The sequence below is a fragment of the Hallella sp. genome (assembly GCF_037460745.1).
Lineage (GTDB): Bacteria > Bacteroidota > Bacteroidia > Bacteroidales > Bacteroidaceae > Prevotella > Prevotella faecis.
Window position 1 is genome coordinate 65,535 of the sequence record NZ_JAXVAE010000116.1, and the last position, 18,422, is coordinate 83,956.

An 18,422-nucleotide genomic window follows, 5' to 3' on the forward strand; every position below is an offset into this window, starting at 1 on the left:
CATTCTCGCACATTTTTGTAACCGTCTAACATTCAGCCGCTTACCATTCGAAGGACCCATTCTACCCTCCTCGTTCCCCATTCAGCCTTGCGGTTAGGCATATTTCGACCCACGAAACATGCCCTTTCGAGGCTCCATCTCTTACCTTTCGCGTCTCGATCCCTTACCTTTCGCAACCCGATACATGCCTAACGCCCCATTCCGCCCCTCCCGTTGCCCACTCAAAACGCCAAAAAAGACCCTCTCGCCACTCTATTTCGCCCGAAAGTCTAACACACGTTTTACACCAAAATTCGCAACAATCCCGTTTGGGAGTGCCGACTGAACGAATGATGGATTTCAACTAACCACATTGTGCTACCCAGAAGCCGCGCGATAATGTTTTGCACAGCAAACCACAAAAAAAGGTTCTTGTGTTTGGGCATTCGAGAAATAAGTATTAACTTTGTTGCGGAAGGATGCCAAGCCGAGTGCAAGGCGAATTCCAAATTTTTGTGGGTTAAAATAATAGCGTTTGCTGTTTATTCGAAAAGTGTTCCTGAAGTTTGGCCGCTGAAGAACAACGTCATAGAATAAATAAGTAAGCGTCCGCTATAGCGTGGACGTTAAACTTATTCTATGACGTATAGGTTAGGCCAAACACCTTGGAACACAGGATAAGTGGACTCGTCCACGTTTCTGCGTTCTGATGGGGATGAGGCTGGTCTTGATGCAAACTTAGGTTGGCTTTGTTGCTATGGATAAGGGTGTTTGGTTGTAGCTTTTATTTTCTGAGTAACAAAGCAGTCGCATTAAAACTATATTTATAAGCTTTAATGCTATGGCAAAATCTCTGATTGAAGAGCTACCTCGCATTGCAAGCGAAGGTAGGCAAGAGGCTCAGCGCATCATCGAGCGATTGAGCAGTGGCACACGCATTGGGTTGCAAACCAATGAGCTGGTGTTGCCTCGCAAGGATGTCTCCGGATTCTTCCGTGGGCAAGTTCCCAATATCCCTAATGCATTCAATGCCGCCCTGGATGGGGGTACTTGGATGAACCGTCTGGTGTATGGTGATAATCTCCTGACCATGCAAGCACTGCTTGCCGGAGACCCTCAGACGGGCTTGCCTTCATTAAGAGGCAAAGTGGATTTGATCTACATCGACCCGCCGTTTGATTCTAAGGCGGATTATAGAACGAAGGTTGTTTTACCCGGTGTTGATATTCAACAAAAGCCAACTGTAGTTGAACAGTTTGCCTATGCTGATACCTGGGAAGAAGGGACAATCTCTTATCTAAAGATGATATATAAACGACTTATTCTGATGAAAGAATTATTGTCTGACACAGGTACTGTCTATGTTCACATAGATTGGCATATTGATTCTTATGTAAAGATAATGCTTGATGATATATTCGGCAAGGATAATTTTAGAGATCAAATAATTTGGTATTATCCTGGAGGTATCAAGGCTGTTCCTCATTATTTTCCTCGTAAGCATGATTGTATCTATTGTTATTCTAAAACAAATAATTATGTTTTTAACAATCAGAGAAAAGGCATTGAAGATAATTCTTTGTATAGTCGATGGATAAAATATAGTGAGGATGGGGAGACTATTACATATAAGAATTTTCCACGTACAGATAAGGTGAAATTTGATATGTATGTAAAAAGATTCATCTCTCAAAATAAACGAGAGCCTAAAGATGAAGATGTAATTTATCGTTTTGAGGGCGCTCTTGTTGATGATGTTTGGGATGATTGTCCTGCTGTCTTTAGATTATTAAATGAAAAAACGGGTTATTCTACTCAAAAGCCAGCATCCCTCCTCGAACGTATCATCAAGGCTTCTTCCAACGAAGGTGACCTTGTCTGCGATTTCTTTGGTGGCAGCGGCACCACAGCAGCGGTTGCCGAAAAGCTGGGCCGTCGCTGGATTACCTGTGACATCGGCAAGCCGGCATCCCTCGTCATGCGCAAGCGTTTCATCGACCAGGAAGTAAATCCGTTCCTCTATCAGAGCATCGGCGACTATCAGAAAGAGGCTTTCCATAACAACAAGAAACTCCGCCGAGTGGGCGATCTCTCTCAGGTAGTCTTAGGCCTCTTCGGCGCCTTACCATTCTCCCCAGAACAGGTGAGCGACAGAAACTTTGGCTACGTCAAGGGCACACGAAATCTGGTGATGGTGGATAGCCCTAACCGCTTGACCACTGCTGCTACCGTTCGCCGTGCCGTGGAAGCCAAGGCTTCTCTGCTTGGCGGCGACTGGGATAAAGTGATCGTGCTGGGCTGGAACTTCGCCTTTGACATCTCGCAAGCCATCGAGAAATATAAGAACAGCAATGTAGAGGTGCTGGTGATTCCGCCTGATCTGCTCGACAAGCTATCTAAGAAGGGCTTCAAGAAGCTCATCGCCGACAAAACCGTCCGCTTCTCTTCTTTGCAGTATCTGGTGGTGAACCCAGTTGAAGTAACCGTGAACGGCAATGGCGAGGATGAACTCGACATCAGTCTCAGCAACTATGTGCTGCTCTCGCCCGATAATATTCCGCTGGACGATAAGGACAAGGAGAAGTTGCAGCAGGTGATGGAGCAAGACCCTCTCTCGCTGATAGAATATTGGAGCATCGACCCTGATTATGACGGCGATACCTTCCGCAGCACCTGGCAGGATTATCGTGAGAACGTGGATAACGACAGCGACCCGCTGCACTGCGTATATTCCACCCGATTGCACATGCCCCACAAGGCTGAGCGCAAGGTGTGTGTCAAGGCCGTTGACGTGTTCGGATTCGAGAGTCAGGTTATCCTGGATGTGAAGTGCTAAGAACGAATAGGAGATGACAACTATGATAATCAATTCAACTAACATATCTTTGGAATTGGCGCATCGACTCACCGATGTGGTCAATGCTGCCTGGAAGAGTGGGGAGATGCTGGAGAAGGTAACCCCAACCACCGCTTCGCTCTTAAACTATTGGTTTGGAGAGGGCTTCTGCAATGAGCGTGAGAGAAACTTCCACGAGGGTCAGCGTCAGGCTATCCTCAACATCATCTATCTGCACGAAGTGATGGGTGAAAACTGCGTGATGGATGCCTATCAGGGCATCATCCCGGAGCTGATGGATAGGGCCGATTTGGCTCAGCTTGCCAAGCCTAAATATCAGATGCCTAAGTATGCGGTGAAGATGGCAACGGGCACGGGAAAGACGTGGGTGATGCACGCCCTGATCATCTGGCAGATGCTGAATGCCCGGCACGAGGATGTGGAGAGCGGACGATTCACGCAGAAGTTCCTGATTGTGGCTCCGGGCCTGATTGTTTACGACCGTCTGCTGGACGCCTTCTGTGGCAGAAAGAAGCGCGACGAGGAATATCGCGACCCTCAGACCAACGACTACTACATGAACCAGGAGGTGTTCATCCCCGAGCGTTATCGTGACGAGGTGTTTTCGTTCATCCATAACAATGTGGTGACCAAGGAGGATGGCATCGGCAGGAAGACCACCGGCGAGGGACTGATTGCTCTGACCAACTGGCATCTGTTTGAAAATCAGATGGAAGAGACGGAGCAGGATGAGGATGTGGACGATTCCAGCACGGTGACGCCCGCCGAAATCGTCAGCGACCTGTTGCCTATCCGTCCGGGCAAGTCGGCGGGCAACGACCTCGGCATGCTCGACCGCCGTGCCCTGGGTGGCACCGAACTGGAATATCTTGCGGGGTTAAAGGATTTGATGGTAATCAATGATGAGGCTCATCATATCCACGAAATCAAGCGTAAGGGCGAAACCGAGGAGGTGGAATGGCAAAGAGGCTTGAATGCCATCAGCGCCACCAAGGGCACCCGCTTCATACAGGTGGACTTCTCCGCCACTCCTTTTGATACGAAGGGAACGGGAGAGAAGCAGGTGAAGCTCTTCTTTCCGCATATCATCGTAGATTTCGACTTGCCGATGGCGATGAAGCAGGGACTGGTGAAGCTGCTGCTGCTCGACCGCCGCCAGGAACTCACCGACCTGGAGAACCTGGATTACAACGCCGAGCGGGATGAGCAGGGAAAAGTAGTAGGGCTGAGCGAAGGTCAGCGCATGATGCTTCGTGCAGGACTGACAAAACTGGATAAACTCGAAGATGAATTCTTGAAAGTGGACCCGTCGAAGAATCCCAAGATGCTCATTGTCTGCCAAGACACCACGGTATCTCCTTTCGTTGAGGAGTTCCTGAAATCGGAAGGTCTGGAAGATGAAGACATCGTTACCATCGACAGCAACAAGCAGGGCGAGGTGAAGGATGAGGAGTGGCAGGAAATCAAGAAGAAGCTCTTCGATATAGATAGGTATAAGCGTCCGAAGGTGGTTATCTCGGTGCTGATGCTACGTGAGGGCTTCGATGTGAACAACATCTGTGTGCTCGTTCCGCTGCGTTCTTCGCAGGCGCCAATCCTCCTTGAGCAATTGGTGGGCAGAGGCTTGCGACTGATGTGGCGAGAGTCCGACTACATCGACATCAAGCGCGAAGATCGGCTGAGGGTGCTGAAAAACCATCAACCGCCACGCACCTATATCGACACGTTATCAATCGTGGAGCATCCAGCTTTCATCAAGTTCTACGATGATTTGCAGGAACAGGGATTGGTGGCTACAGACGATGGAGATGTTGGTACAGAAGGAGCCACTGGCGATATTCTTACCGTGGGTCTTCGTGAGGACTACGAGAAGTATGATTTCAAATGGCCGGTTATCCTGCATGATTCCATCGATGAATTTGAAGATGCTGAAATTGATTTGGATGATTTGCAGCCCTTCACGATGTATCCGCTGCCTTTGCTCCGCAAGTTCCTGGCAAAAGAGGGCGAGACCTTCGTATCGCAGGAATCTCTCACCAAGACTACCTTTGGTAAGTATAAGGTAACGGCCAGTCTCTTCAATGCCAGTGGATATAATGAGTATCTGCAGAAGTTGCTGAGAGTAGTAACCCTGCGCTTTGAGAACTGTCGCCGCCAGGGGTTCCCGACCATTCAGGTCAACGGCGCTCGAACGGTGCAGGTGATGGACTGGTACATCCGGGAGAAGCTGTTCTCCATGCCTTTCGACCCGTTCCATGGAAGTGATTGGAAGATATTGTTGGCGAAGGATGGCATTGTGACCAAACACATCGTGGAGCAGTTTGCCGTGGCCATATATAAGATGCAGAGTCGGCTGACCACGATAGGTGCAGAGGTGAGCCACACGGAATTCTCTTCGCTCAGAGCCATCAAGATGAGAGAGGCTTACTCGATGGAGGTGCGGAAGAGCATCTATCCCCGACTGGGCTATCCTTCACACGGCGGAGGCCTGGAAAAGGCTTTCATCGAGTTTCTGGATAGGGATGCCGAGGTGGAAAGATTCCTGAAGATTAATGAGAATGGCCATTCGTTTGCCATCATCTTCTATGTGAGAAAGGACGGTTTGATGGCTACCTATCATCCTGATTTCATCGTGGCTACAGCTGATAAGGTTTATCTGATTGAGACCAAGGGCGACGACAAGGTTGATGATGCGAACGTGCGCCAGAAGCAGACGGCCACCATTGAGTGGATTAAGAAAATCAACGCCCTGGAGCCTGAGGATAGGATGAATCGCACCTGGGAGTATGTATTGGTAGGCGAAAGCGTGTTCTATTCGTTGAGTGGGAGCGGCGCCACATTGACCGACATTTGCAATCAATGCAGGGTGACCTACTCAAGAGCTACAGGAAATCTGTTTGAATAAGAAAGGCTTGTTTTTCCTTGTGGCGGGCATGATTGTTCTCGTTAGGGTGAGAACAATGGACCGCGAAGGGAACCCCACATAACATGGAAACGGCGGATTGACTCTCAAAGGCTATCTGCCGTTGGGTTACACCCAAGAAACCATCGGTAAAGCAAAGTATCTCGTCAACCTTTTCGTTGATAAGCCTTGGCTCAACCGATGGTTGTTTCTGTGAGGATAGTCTTTTCCTGTGTCGTATATGCTATATACAGTTGAGCAAGGCAAAAAGACTAAGCAAAGCAATGATTATTTTTGAAAACATAGGCAAGCCGCCCATGGTCTTTCAAAAAAATCGTTCCCGGTTACCTGCCTGTTGATTTTTCTTGCATAGCTATTATTATTCAGCCCATGTGGCGTTTATTCTCCGTTCTTCTTTCTGCACATGCATGATACCCCACCGCCGCGACGATCATGCTCACGCCCATCCAGAACGAGAGGTTGAGCTCTTGCGCCTCGTTGAAGAGAAGCATGGCGAGCGCTATGCTGTAGAGCGGTTCGAGGTTATAGCTCAGGTTGACGGTGAAGGCCGACAGGGAGCGTAGGGCTTGCAACTGCGTGAGAAACGGACCAATGGTAAACACCGAGGCGAAGAGTGGGATGAACAGCCAGTCGCAGCCTTGGGGCAACAACGAGGCGGAAGGGTAGCGCATGGCGTAGAAAGGCATGGCAAGCGACAGCACGCACCCTCCCGACAACAGCTCATGCAGGAGCATCGCCGAGCTCTCCACCCCCGTGGCGCTTTGCACGCGCTTGCTCGCAATGGCAAACAAGGTGTAGAAGAGCGACGAGAACGTGCCGATCACGATTCCCGTGCGGAACTGCATGTTGAGGCCGAAGATGAGCACGATGCCGCCCAATGTTATCAGGCCCAGCAACAGGTGGCGTAGCGAGAAGCGCTTGCTGGAAACCATGGGCTCGAGGAGGGCCGTGAAAAACCCGTTCAGGGCAAAGCACACCACCCCCACGCTCACGTTGGCCGCCTTGATGCTGCCGTAGAACAGCACCCAGTGGATGGCCAGCAGCGCGCCGCAACATCCCATGCGCCACGCCTCACGAAGGGTGGGCCTATGGATCCGCCCACCAAGCGCTAACACCGCGGCGAGCACGCCCGCGGCAATCATCATCCTGTACCACACCAAGGGCAGTTCGGACAATGAGATCAGTCGGCCAAACACACCCGTGGCACCCGCCAATAGGATGCCCGTGTGGAGCCGCAGATAAGCGTGGGTCGGCTTCGATGGTTTGTTGTGCATAGAGTGGGGCTTGGGTTCTGCCATGGCGAGAAACGTGCCGAAGGAAAACCGTCCGCGATGGGGAGGGTGGTGCCCCCTTTTCCATCGCGGACGATTGCGGTTTGAGGAAGCGCGCGGGCGGGGTGAGCGTGCGCTTCGCCCGTCAAGGCCTGGGGGAGGATGGGCTAATCCTCCAGGCAGGCGTCGAGAAGCGCCTCGATGGCCTTGCGGTCCATGTCCTTGCCGATGAACACTATTTTCTGCATGCGGTCGCCGTAGTTCTCGTCCCAGTCTTTCTTGGCGTTGGGGTTCTGCTCCATAAACTGCTCGAGCTCTTCGGCGGGCATGGATGCGAACCATTGGCCCGCATTGGTGATGTTAAACTGCTTGCCGCTCTGCTCGAAGAGGTAGCAGGTGTCGGGCTCGTCGCGGAAGTAGCACATGCCCTTGGCGCGGATAACGCTCTTGGGCCATTGGGTGGACACGAACTCGTCGAAGCGTGCAAGGCTCATGGCTGGGCGGCGATAGTAGACGAACGTCTGGATGCCATACTCCAATGCCTCGCCCGACTCCTCGTTCTCCAAATGGTCGTGGTGGTGGTGGTGCTCATGCTCATCGTGACGCTCATGGTCGTCGTGGTCGTCGTGGTCGTCTTCGCCCTCCATGGCCTCAATCCATCGGGCGGAGGTGGCCACCTTGTCGAAGTTGAACGAGTGGGTGTTGATGATCTTGTTGAGCTCCACGTCGCCATAGTTGCACTCGTAGATGGCCGCCTTGGGCTGTATCTCGCGGATGATGGCCTTCAGGTGGGCCATCTCGTCGGGCGAAATCATGTCGGCTTTGTTGAGAAGGATGATGTTGCAAAACTCAATTTGCTGGATAACCAGGCTGGCGAGGTCTTCCTCGTCGTGATCCGCCTTGAGGTGGTCGCCCAATCCAAACTCGTCGCGCATGCGCAGGGCGTCGACCACGGTCACGATGGCGTCGAGGCGCGCCACGCCATTCTTCAGGGCGCCCGGCGCCACCATCTGCGGATAGGTGGTGATGGTTTGCGCGATGGGGGCGGGCTCGCAGATGCCGCTGGCCTCGATGACGATGTAATCGAACTGGCGGAGGTTGATGAGGTCGTTGAGCTGTTTCACGAGGTCCATCTTCAGCGTGCAGCAGATGCAACCGTTCGACAGGGCCACCAGGCTGTCGTCGGCCTGGCCTACCACGCCTCCCTTCTGGATGAGGTTGGCGTCGATGTTCACCTCGCCTATGTCGTTCACGATGACGGCGAAGCGAATGCCCTTCTCGTTATACAGGATGCGGTTGAGCAATGTGGTCTTTCCGCTGCCTAAGTAACCGGTAAGCAGCAGGACCGGTGTTTCTTTCTGATTCATGTTGGTATGTTCTATAATCTTGTTCCCTCCCAATCAAAAAGTGTGCCTATTGAGCGGGACGGGCGTTAATTCTTTGTTAAAAACAATGGCGGCGCGCCGCGTCTCTTTAGAAGGGGTAGCCCACGGCGAAATGGAGGCTCTGGCTGTTCTTGAAGCTATCAACGTTGTAGAAGCCTGTGTTGTAGGGCACGTGCAGGCCCACACCCCAGTCGAGGCGGATCACGAGGAAATCCATGTCGTAGCGAAGGCCCACGCCGGTGCCCAGCGCCATGTCGCGGAGCGCGTTCCTGGGCTCAAACTTCACGCCGTCGCGATCGTCGCTATGCATCACCCACACGTTGCCCGCATCGAGGAAGAGCGCGCCGTAGAGGTTGCCAAACAGGCGCGGGCGATACTCGAGGTTGGCCTGGAACATCAGGTCGCCCGTCTGGTCGAGGTAATAGATGTTGGCCGAGGCGTCGTTGTGGTAGTGGCCGGGGCCAATGGAGCGCACGGTGAAGGCGCGCACGCTGTTGGCGCCACCCACATAGAACTGCTCGCCATAGGGCGCCTTCGACGAGTTGCCGTAGGCCCAGATGGCGCCAAGGGCGGCATGGCCCACAAGGGTGCTGTGCTCGGTGAGCCTCCAGGTCTTCACAAGGTCGGTCTCCACCTTCACAAACTGGGCGTAGGGGTTGTTGAACATCTCCTTGCCCTGATGGCCCCATTTCTTGCCGGCGGCCATATAGCCCAACGACAGGAGGTTGCCCGCCTCGCTGATGGTGGTTTGCCAACGGACGGGGTTGAGCAGGTGGGACGGACTGGTGTAGGTGTAGGTGTATTGCATCTTGGGCACAAACTGGTCCTGCATGGTGTAATAGAGGTAGGGGTTGACCTGCAACACCGAGTCGAAGGCTGCCGTGGAGCTGCGCATATACTCGTAGGAGAACACCAACGGACTGAACAGGTGGCGACTGGTGGCCGACGTCTGGAGGCTGTAGGTCCATTCGCCCGACACGATGTGGCGTTTGAAATAGTTGGCGCGGCTGATAATGTCGGACGACATCTTCAGCGTGGTGGTGGGCACGGCGTAGAACCGGTTGCGGCGGTAATAGCGCGCCAGGCGGTCGCGGAAGAAATCGACAAACGGGATGACCATGCGCGGGAACATTAAGGAGGCGTCGACGCCATACTCATAGCTGTTGAACTTCGACTTTGAGCGCTCGCCTTGTTGCGACGTCTGCCATTCGTAGCTGCCCTTGAGGTTAATGTCGAGCAGCTCGCCTCCCCGAAACGCGTTGCGCTTGGTGAAACCCATCACGAGGCCCGGACCCACACGGTTGTTGGTCTTGCCCACGAGGTTGCCCTCCACGTAGAAGTCGTAAGGCTTGTCGAGCACGGCGTTGATGCGCAGGTCGAGCGTGTCGTTGGCCGAGGTGGTGTCGCGCGGGGTGAACGTGAAATCGACCACGCTGAACAAGCCCGTGCTGCTTACGTGGGCCATGCTCTCCTGATAATCCTGGTAGCTATAGAGCTTGTGGGAACGCAACTTGGTGCCTTGCAAGATGACCGGCACACGCACCGGCGGGCGACGCCCACGGAAGCGCACCATGAACGAGCCGCGTTGGAACGAGTCGGTGAGCGCATCGAGGTAGTTTTTGCGTAGGTCGATGCAGATGTTGCCTACATACCATGGGCGCTTGGCCATGGCGGGAAGGTTCTCGATGGCTTGGAGGCGCACCTGCACCTTGCCGGGAACGGAGGTGGTGTCGGCCAGGTAAGAGGCGTAGGAGGGTTGCCAATAGAAATAGCCGTTGTTGCGAAACAGGGTGCTGAGACGGGTGCGCTCTCCTTCGAGCGTCGACACGTCGAAGGGGTCGCCCGGCTTGATCTTGGCGTCGGAAAGCGTGGAGCGAATCAGGCTGTCGCCCGCGGCGGGGAACCCCAGATACTGCAAGGTGTCGATGGTGAAGAGGTGGCCGGCATTGACCGTATAGGCAATCTTGGCCTTCTTGGGGTTGCGAAGGGTGCGGGCCTTATAGCTCACGTCGCCCCGGAAATAGCCATGGGCGCGCAGCACCTCCTTGGCCACGGAGGCGCGCAACTCGGGATTGACCCAACTCATGAGCACGGGCTGCTTGCCAAACGACTTGAGCATCCACCGACCGAAGTTGGAATCGTCGTTCGTGAAGGCGTTCCACACCCATAGGCCCACCTGCAACGGCGAGCGCACGCTGCTGCTCCCGAAGAGGGCGCCATTGGGAGCCGTGGCGAGGGCGGCGTCGAGCTCTTCCTGGATGGCGGCATAGTGGCGGCTCTTCTCGGGTGCCTCGTAGGTAATGGCATCGAGGCCCGTGAACAGCTGGTCGCCCTCGGGGATGTTCTTGGTGGTGGAACAGGCCGCAAACAGACTGGCCACCGCTATGATGAGAAGCAATCGGTAGGTCTTCATTCCTTTTTCTTTTCTTTCTTGGTAGAGTCGGTGGGCATTGAGGGAATCTCGTCCTGCGGGTCCTTAAGTCGGAACAGGTCTTTGAAATGGCGCAACTTGCGTTTCCACATGAAGCCGCCACCAAACTTGCTGACGTTGCCCTCAAGCCAATCGTAACCGTCGCGCTCATAGAAGAGGTTCAGGTATTTGTTGGAGGTGGCGCTCAGGCGATACTCGAACGTCACGTTGTCGAAGAATGTCTCGTCTTCCATCTGCACATCGCTGCCCGATGATAGTTTTCCTCCAATGACGATGCGTAAGCGGTTGTTCCAGAAGCGCTTGGCAAACTTGAAGTTGTAATCGGTGTGGAGTGTGCCGTTGTTGCCAAACGAGTTTTCAACGCCAAAGCTCAGATCGAGCGTGCGCAGGGCCTTGCCCGAGATCTGATTGATCTGGCTGTTGAGGAACGCGCTCAATGCGGAGTTCATGGTGAAGCTGCTGGTGTTGCCATCCGCCAGGTACATGCCTGTGGTGAGCATGGTGACGGCGAGCTTGCCGCGCTCCTCCTTCGACATCGACTGAAGCTGGTTGTGGATGGTCATGTCTTCGGGTGCGTCGATGGTAAACTCGAGACCCATGTCGTTGAGCGTCTTGGTGACGATGACGCCCGAGGTGAACTCGACGGTGCGCCCATTGCCCGACGTGCCACCTACGGTCGACTTGGTGGTCTCGTTGGCCGTGATGTTGAGCGTGGGGTTCATGGGGTCGCCCTTAAACTCGATGTAGCTGCCGTCTTGGATCGTGAAGGTCTTCAGCGGGATGACGGGCAGGGCGTATTTCATCTCACCGCTGCCGATGGTGTAGCGGCCACGCACCACAATCTCGTCGACGGGATTGTACTGCAAGCGCAGGCTGCCTCCGCCAACAATGTCGACATAGTTGGAGTGGTCGGCATTGAGGTAGCAATCCACATGGGCGCCATCGTCGATGTTGACGTTGAGGTCCATGTTGAAGCCCGTGAGCGGCGGACGGTTGATGACATCCTCGGCCGTGTCTTGCAGATTAACAAACTCCACAAGGCCCTCCAGCTGGTTGTCGGTGGAGAGGGGCGAGTCTTTCAGGTTGTATCTCAAGTCGGTTGTGCCCAGCACATCCAGTCGGCCGCGCATCGACAGGTTGCTGACCGCTCCCTGCATCAGACCATAGAAATTTACAAACGCCTTGCCGTAAGCCTCGGACCGCGCCGTTTCCTTTGCGTCGATGAGCAGGTAGTTGTCGGCTCTCATGCGGAGCTTGAGCTGCATGTCGTCGGTGTTGGAGAAGTCGAGATAACCCTGGATGGTGAGCGGCGACGCGTTGTTGGCAAACAGGTCGTAGTTTTCAAACACCAGGTGGCTGCCCGTGATGGGCAACGGGTCGTCGGCGCAGCGCATCACGATGCCGTAGGGCTCGCTGAAGATGTAGGCCGAATCGAACAGCACCTCGCCATTGATGTCGGGTTTGCTCAGTGATCCCTGAACCGTGAGGTTGCCCTCGGCGTAGCCGCGCAGGCCCAAGAGGCGGTCGGGGATGAAGCCGTTGGCCATGCTCAGGGGCAGCCGCTCCAGGCCGACTTCGGCGTCGAGATAGCCTTCGCCAGCCGATTGGTAGGAGCCCGTAAGGGTGCACACCTCATGGCCGTCGTGGGTGAGGATGCCATCAACGTAATGACTGCCGTCGGTCTTTGGCATGTAGGTGAATTCGCCTCCCACGTGGCCCATGGCGTTGCCCTCATAGACCATGTCGGCCACATCGACCGTCGACGAAACCGAAAGCTCGTCGGGGGTCTGCACCACGTGGAAGTCGCCATTGAGGATGCCCGACATGTCTGGCGTGAAAGGAATCATGGCCAAGACTTCTCCAAGGTTGAACTTATGGAGCGTGACGGTTACATCCTGCAACGCGTCGGTGTTCTCATCATTGGTATAGATCTGCACACCCATGCCATCGGCCGACCGGAGGCGCATGTCGGCGCGGATGCGTCGGTCGTCGCCCAAGTAAACGTAGTTGCTGTCGTTCACGGCAAAGCGCTTGTAGCCCAGCACAGGGTCGTCGCCATAGAGGTGCAGGCTGATGCCGTGCTGTTGCATGGAGGCTTGCACGGCGAAGCTCACGCCGAGGCTGTCCTTCCAGTCGTAGAGGCGTGTCTTGATATAGGTGCCGCGCTCATTGAGGCCGCCGTCGGCAAAGGCGTTGAAGATATACTTGGGATTGTTCTTGCCGTTCTGCACGTGGAGCGAGTAGGTCATGTTGCGCTCGTCCGACGTGAGGTGCAGGCGAACGGTGTCGATCTGGAAACTATCCATCACCAGCGAGTCGACAGATAGGTTGCCATTCAGACCCGCCAAGGGCGATGAGGTCATATTGACATAGAGATTCTCAAACTTGTAGCCTTTGAATTTCAAGAACCTACTGACGATATTCTCCTGACCGCAAGAGAGATACAGGCGAGCGTTGGGCAACTGCTCGCGGAGCTTCGCCTGTTCGATGCGCTTCTCCTTCATCTGGCTCTGGGCCTCGGCCATAAAGCGCGTGCAATGGTTCAACAGGCGCTCGTAGCCGCCCCTGCCATCCATGTCGAGGTGGAAATCGCCGCAATCCACAACGGCGTGGGTGGTGTCGCGACGTGTGAGCACATCGAGCACCACATCCTCGGGACGATAATACTTCTTCGGGTCGTGGATGGTGATGTCGCTCACCATGCCGCGCACCTCATAATATTCCTTGAGGTCGGTGGCCATGTCAACGTGGGCGCAAGCCGAAACGGTTAGTGGAACATCGGTGATGCGCAGGTTGTAAAGGTCAAGATGGTGCAAGTCGCCCGCTACGGTGGCGCGCATGCGGCTGCCCGTGGTCAGGGCGTCGAGGTTCACCTGACCTTCGAAGAGCGGGTTGCGGGAGTCGATGTCGGCGTGGATGCGACCGTTATGGATGGTGGCCACGGCGGCCACGTTGTTGAGGTTGTAGTCGCCATATTGGAACGCATTGATGCCGGCCTCGGCCTTCAGGCGCATCTTGGGGGAGAGGATGTCGGCACCTTCGCCTTGGGCGGTGATGTAACCTGTGAAGGGGTGGAGGCCCATCTTGGGAAGGAAATTCTGCAAGGGTAGGCGTTGGGCGTTCAGCCGAACGTTGTAGGCCATCTTCTTGATGTCAACCTGGGCGTTGCCGCGCAATTCGCCCCCTCCTTGCGATGCCACGAAGTGGGTGAGGTAGTTGCTGCCGTCGACGCGTATCTTGCCGTCAAACGCTATGCCGCCCGGCACACGAACCGTCTTGCCGAGAGTGGGCCCGAGCATTGGCGTGAGGAAGTTGAGGTTGTAGGTCTTGGCGTGTAGGGCGACATCGGCCTTGAGATGGTGGGGGTCGGTGAGGTTGGTGGCAAAGCCATCGCCCGTGATGCGAAACGCCGTGGGCAGGAGGAGACGCACGCCCGAGAGGTGCATCTTCTGCATGTTGCCACGCGCCACCACATCGACGCCCAAGGGGTAGTTGGGCCAGCGGCGCGCCAATTCGCGTGGAAGGTTTGGCCCGGCAATCTTCAGGATGTCTTGCTTGCCCACCTCTCCGTGGACAATGGCTTTCAGCTTGCCCGGCGCTTTGTCGGCGAAGGCGTTGAGATCCATGCCGAAGTCGACCGCCAGGCGCGAGTCGGGGGTTGCCAATCGTAGCGACGACACATCCATGCGGGTGCTGTCCATCGAGAATGTGCCACGCAAGCTGTCGACCTGCAAGCCGCTTTTCTCCACGAAACGGCACGACATGATGCCGAGGTGGAGCTTGGAATCGCAGAAGTAGAACGAGTCGGCCTTGAGGTCCAACTTCCTGAGAAACAGGTGGTTGAAATCGAGGCCAGCGGTGGGCTTCTCGTAGTTCTGGTCGTAGTGGACCCCACCGTTGCGCCAATCGAGATGGCCAACGGTATAGAGATTTTTATAAAGGTCGAGATAAGCCTTCTGGGCCTGCGCCTCTCCAAAATAGGTGGCTACGGAGAGGGTGTCGCCCGGCATGTGGAGCGTGAGGCTCGATTGGTGCAGGCGGAGCTGCGCGAGGGCTATCTTCCAATAGTTCGTGCTGGGGGTTGTGTCTTTGGGAACGGTGTCGCTCAGGGCCACATCGAGCTGGGCGTTGGCCAAGACGGCATGGTTGATGTTGACGTGCTCCTTGGCCAGGTCGATGCCGTGGGCCTTCAGGCAGAGCTGGCCTACCTGTCCCTTGATGCGGAGCGAGTGGACGAGGTTGGCGGTGTTGACCTTCATTTGCTCGAAGACCAACTCGTCGACCATGACCTGGCGATGTATGAGGGGCCACAACTGCACGTCGACCACCACCGAATGGATGTCGGCAACGGTGTCGGTGATGCCCTTCAGCGAATCGTTGGGCTGAAGCACGCTCACTTGATGCAACGCTAAGTCGAGGGGAAATTTTAGGTGAACCTTCCCTACGCTGATGTGCATGCCGAGTTCCTCGGAGGCGTAGTGGGTGACCTGACGGACCGCCCAGTTCTGGAAAGGCGGGAAATAAAATAAGGCAAAAAGCAAGACCACTAACACCAAAGGCGTTAGGATAACAATACCTATTCTTTTAGTTGTCTTGCTCAGTGTCATGCTGAAGGGGGTTATGTTTTTACAGTTTCGGCGATGCCGTGCCAAAGAGGATCATCAGGTAGGGGCGAGTCGAGGTGGATCAACTCGTGGGAGACAGGATGGACAAACTCCACAGAATGTGACAACAATGAGATGCTTCCATCGGGATTGCTGCGCTTGGCGCCGTATTTGAGATCGCCCTTGATGGGACAGCCCATGTGGGCCAGCTGGCAACGTATCTGGTGGTGGCGACCCGTCATGAGGTGAACCTCCAGAAGGTTGTAATGGTCGGTGTGGCCGATGACGCGGTAGGCGAGCCTCGCTTTCTTGGAGTTGGGCACCTCGCGATCGTAGGCATAGCTCTTGTTCTGTTTCTCGTTGCGCGTCAACCAGTGGGTGAGCGTAGCCTCGGGAATGGCGGGGGCGTTTTTCGTGATGGCCCAATAGGTCTTGTGGATGTCGCCGTCCTTGAACATGGCGTTGAGCCTCGTGAGGGCCTTGCTGGTTCGGGCAAAGATAACAAGCCCCGAAACAGGACGGTCAAGACGATGCACCACGCCGAGAAACACGTTGCCGGGCTTGTGGTACTTCGTCTTGATATAATCCTTTACCGTTTCGGAAAGCGGCACATCGCCAGTCTTGTCGCCCTGGACAATCTCGCCGCTCTCCTTATATACGATAATAATATGGTTGTCTTCGTAAACGACCTGCATGATCAGTGAATCGCGCAGATTACATGTTCATGCCGCCGTCGATCTGGATGACCTGACCGCTCACGTAGCTTGCCATGTCGGAAGCCAGGAAGGCGCACACGTTGGCAATATCCTCGGGTTTGCCACCACGACGAAGAGGAATCTTCTTCATCCAGTCCTTGCGAATCTCTTCGGGCAACTGTTCGGTCATGGCTGTCTCGATGAAACCAGGAGCCACGGCGTTGGCACGCACACCCTTAGGACCAAGCTCCTGGGCTATAGACTTAGCCAAGGCGATCATACCTGCCTTTGAGGCGGCGTAGTTGCACTGGCCGGCATTACCATGAACACCTACCACCGAAGCCATGTTGATGATTGAACCACTGCGCTGGCGCAGCATGATGGGTGAGCAAGCGTGGATGAAGTTGAAGGCCGACTTCAGGTTGACGTTCAGCACGGCGTCCCACTGCGCCTCGCTCATGCGGAGCATCAAACCGTCCTTGGTGATACCTGCGTTGTTGACGAGGATGTCGACCGAACCGAAATCGGCGTGAATCTGCTTGACAACCTTCTCTGTCTCAGCAAAGTCGGCAGCATTGCCAGCGTATGCGCGGCAGGTAACGCCAAGGGCTTCGATCTCCTTGCGTGTAGCCTCCAAGCCAGCGGCCATATCGTCGTTGAGCACAAGGTCAGTGAATGCGATGTTAGCGCCCTCTGAGGCGAACTTCATAGCGACGGCCTTACCAATGCCACGAGCGGCACCAGTGATAATGGCGGTCTTACCTGTTAATAATCCCATTTTGTTTGTTGTTTATTGATTTACAATTAATTACACCTTTGCTACAGGACTAAGCCAATGCCGTGGACTGAAGCCGCGTTGGGCGAAGGCCTGCAAATAGGCGCTTTATTCTTGATGAATGTGTGGACGGTTTCCTACCGAGACAACGTGACGTTTGTAACCGACGCACGTAAAACTCTGCCAGACAACATGCCCAATATACCCATTTTATCGTGCAAATATACGTTTGTTTTTCAATTTCCCAAAGTTTATATGCAACGTAACGCCTGTTTTTAATATAATTTATACTTTACAATATGCGAAACGGCTGTGTGCCCTCGTGTCAAGCACGATGAAAGGGCACACGCTACTTCAGCGCACTGTGCTTGCCCAAGGCGCCATAAACCACCTTCGCCACCAAGGGCTTGCTGGCCTCTTCGGTCAAGCCGTGGCCCAAGCGACCATAGATGAAGGGCACCTCAAGGCCCTTGATGCAATAATGGGTGATGTCGGCCACAAGATCCACATTGTCGATGTCAAACTCGCCGTCGGCCTTGCCGTCGGCGTAAACCTTACGAAACAGTTCGATCTCGTCCTCGTCGAAGTTCTTGCGAACCTTTTCCACCGTCCAGATGTTGCGGAAAAACTCGGCGCGTAGGTTGCCATTGCGAACCACCGTCTCCTTAATCATGCTCAGATGGGTATAAATGAGCTCGATAATCTTGTCCTGGGGACGAATCTTCTTGGCCGCAACCTCATCCAACTTGTCGCTCAGGCGCTCCAGCTCCGATTCGATCACCGCATAATACACATCCTCCTTTCTATTAAAATAGGTGTATAGCGTGCGGCGCCCTTTGCCTGATGCCGCAGCGATGTCGTTCATCGTCGTAGCCGCCACGCCGTTCTTCGCAAACAATTGGCGAGCAACGTCCACGAGCTTCTGTCTTGTCTTCGAGATTGACATATCTTTGTCCTTTCCTATTTTAAAATTGCACAAGCTATTTATGTGTGCAAAAGTAATCAGATTATACGAAATAAACAAGCGAGAACCTTAAAAATATATGAAAAACGAGGTTTTTTGAAAAATAATCGCCAAAACATTTGGCGGTTTGCAAAAATAGCCATACCTTTGCACTCGCAATTCAGAAATGAGGCTTAAACCTCATGGATAAAACACCGCGGAGTGGAGCAGTTGGTAGCTCGCCAGGCTCATAACCTGGAGGTCGCACGTTCGAATCCTGCCTCCGCAACTACGAATGCTCGTAACAACTTGCTAAGCAAGAAGTTACGAGCATTTTTCGTATTATGATTATTTTGAATCAGACATCAGCTCAGGCCCAAATGGGCTCACCCGATAAACCAGGGGGGATTAAATGGACCAAGTAGTAAGATCAACATTTTTAATGGGGCTGCGTTTACCGTGGTTGTTTGTTTAAAATTTAACGGGTTTCTATTCTAATTGGGCACTACTAGTGATGCGATATTAATCGCTTAACTATAGTTATATATTTGATATTTAA

Annotated in this window: 9 protein-coding genes and 1 tRNA gene; 3 read left to right on the forward strand and 7 right to left on the reverse strand. The window is 54.1% G+C overall.

Translation table 11 applies throughout. From position 1 onward, the window contains the following. Positions 1-820 precede the first annotated feature (820 nt). Entirely contained in the window at positions 821-2,815 is a 1,995-nt protein-coding gene (locus tag WKK33_RS07950; RefSeq protein ID WP_337933265.1) for a DNA methyltransferase, read from the forward strand. A 22-nt stretch (positions 2,816-2,837) separates the two neighbouring features. Then, complete coding sequence (locus WKK33_RS07955) at positions 2,838-5,741, forward strand: DEAD/DEAH box helicase family protein (protein ID WP_337933267.1); 2,904 nt, start codon at positions 2,838-2,840, stop codon at positions 5,739-5,741. A 380-nt stretch (positions 5,742-6,121) separates the two neighbouring features. On the opposite strand, the gene WKK33_RS07960 is transcribed toward WKK33_RS07955, so the two are convergent. The 7 genes from WKK33_RS07960 to WKK33_RS07990 all read right to left on the reverse strand — a co-directional run bounded on the left by WKK33_RS07960 (position 6,122) and on the right by WKK33_RS07990 (position 17,866). Further along, positions 6,122-7,033, reverse strand: a complete 912-nt coding sequence (locus WKK33_RS07960; RefSeq protein WP_337933269.1) for a DMT family transporter — start codon at positions 7,031-7,033, stop codon at positions 6,122-6,124. Between the two features lie 164 nt (positions 7,034-7,197). Continuing rightward, on the reverse strand, positions 7,198-8,397 hold the full coding sequence (locus tag WKK33_RS07965; protein ID WP_337933270.1) for a GTP-binding protein: 1,200 nt from the start codon (positions 8,395-8,397) through the stop codon (positions 7,198-7,200). Between the two features lie 106 nt (positions 8,398-8,503). After that, the gene (locus WKK33_RS07970; RefSeq protein ID WP_337933272.1) at positions 8,504-10,828 is read right to left on the reverse strand and encodes a BamA/TamA family outer membrane protein; all 2,325 of its coding nucleotides are present in this window, start codon (positions 10,826-10,828) and stop codon (positions 8,504-8,506) included. Further along, positions 10,825-15,453, reverse strand: a complete 4,629-nt coding sequence (locus tag WKK33_RS07975; RefSeq protein ID WP_337933273.1) for a translocation/assembly module TamB domain-containing protein — start codon at positions 15,451-15,453, stop codon at positions 10,825-10,827. The genes WKK33_RS07970 and WKK33_RS07975 overlap by 4 nt, the downstream gene beginning before the upstream one ends. Positions 15,454-15,464: 11 nt before the next feature. Further along, the gene (locus tag WKK33_RS07980) at positions 15,465-16,145 is read right to left on the reverse strand and encodes an RluA family pseudouridine synthase (RefSeq protein ID WP_287768644.1); all 681 of its coding nucleotides are present in this window, start codon (positions 16,143-16,145) and stop codon (positions 15,465-15,467) included. Between the two features lie 19 nt (positions 16,146-16,164). Continuing rightward, on the reverse strand, positions 16,165-16,923 hold the full coding sequence (fabG, locus tag WKK33_RS07985) for a 3-oxoacyl-[acyl-carrier-protein] reductase (RefSeq protein ID WP_287768645.1): 759 nt from the start codon (positions 16,921-16,923) through the stop codon (positions 16,165-16,167). Positions 16,924-17,269: 346 nt separating this feature from the next. After that, a complete protein-coding gene (locus WKK33_RS07990) occupies positions 17,270-17,866 on the reverse strand; it encodes a TetR/AcrR family transcriptional regulator (RefSeq protein WP_215760557.1) in 597 nt (198 codons plus the stop codon). A gap of 213 nt (positions 17,867-18,079) precedes the next feature. Between WKK33_RS07990 and WKK33_RS07995 the strand changes: the two genes are divergently transcribed. Then, positions 18,080-18,152, forward strand: a tRNA-Met gene (locus tag WKK33_RS07995). Positions 18,153-18,422: the final 270 nt, after the last annotated feature.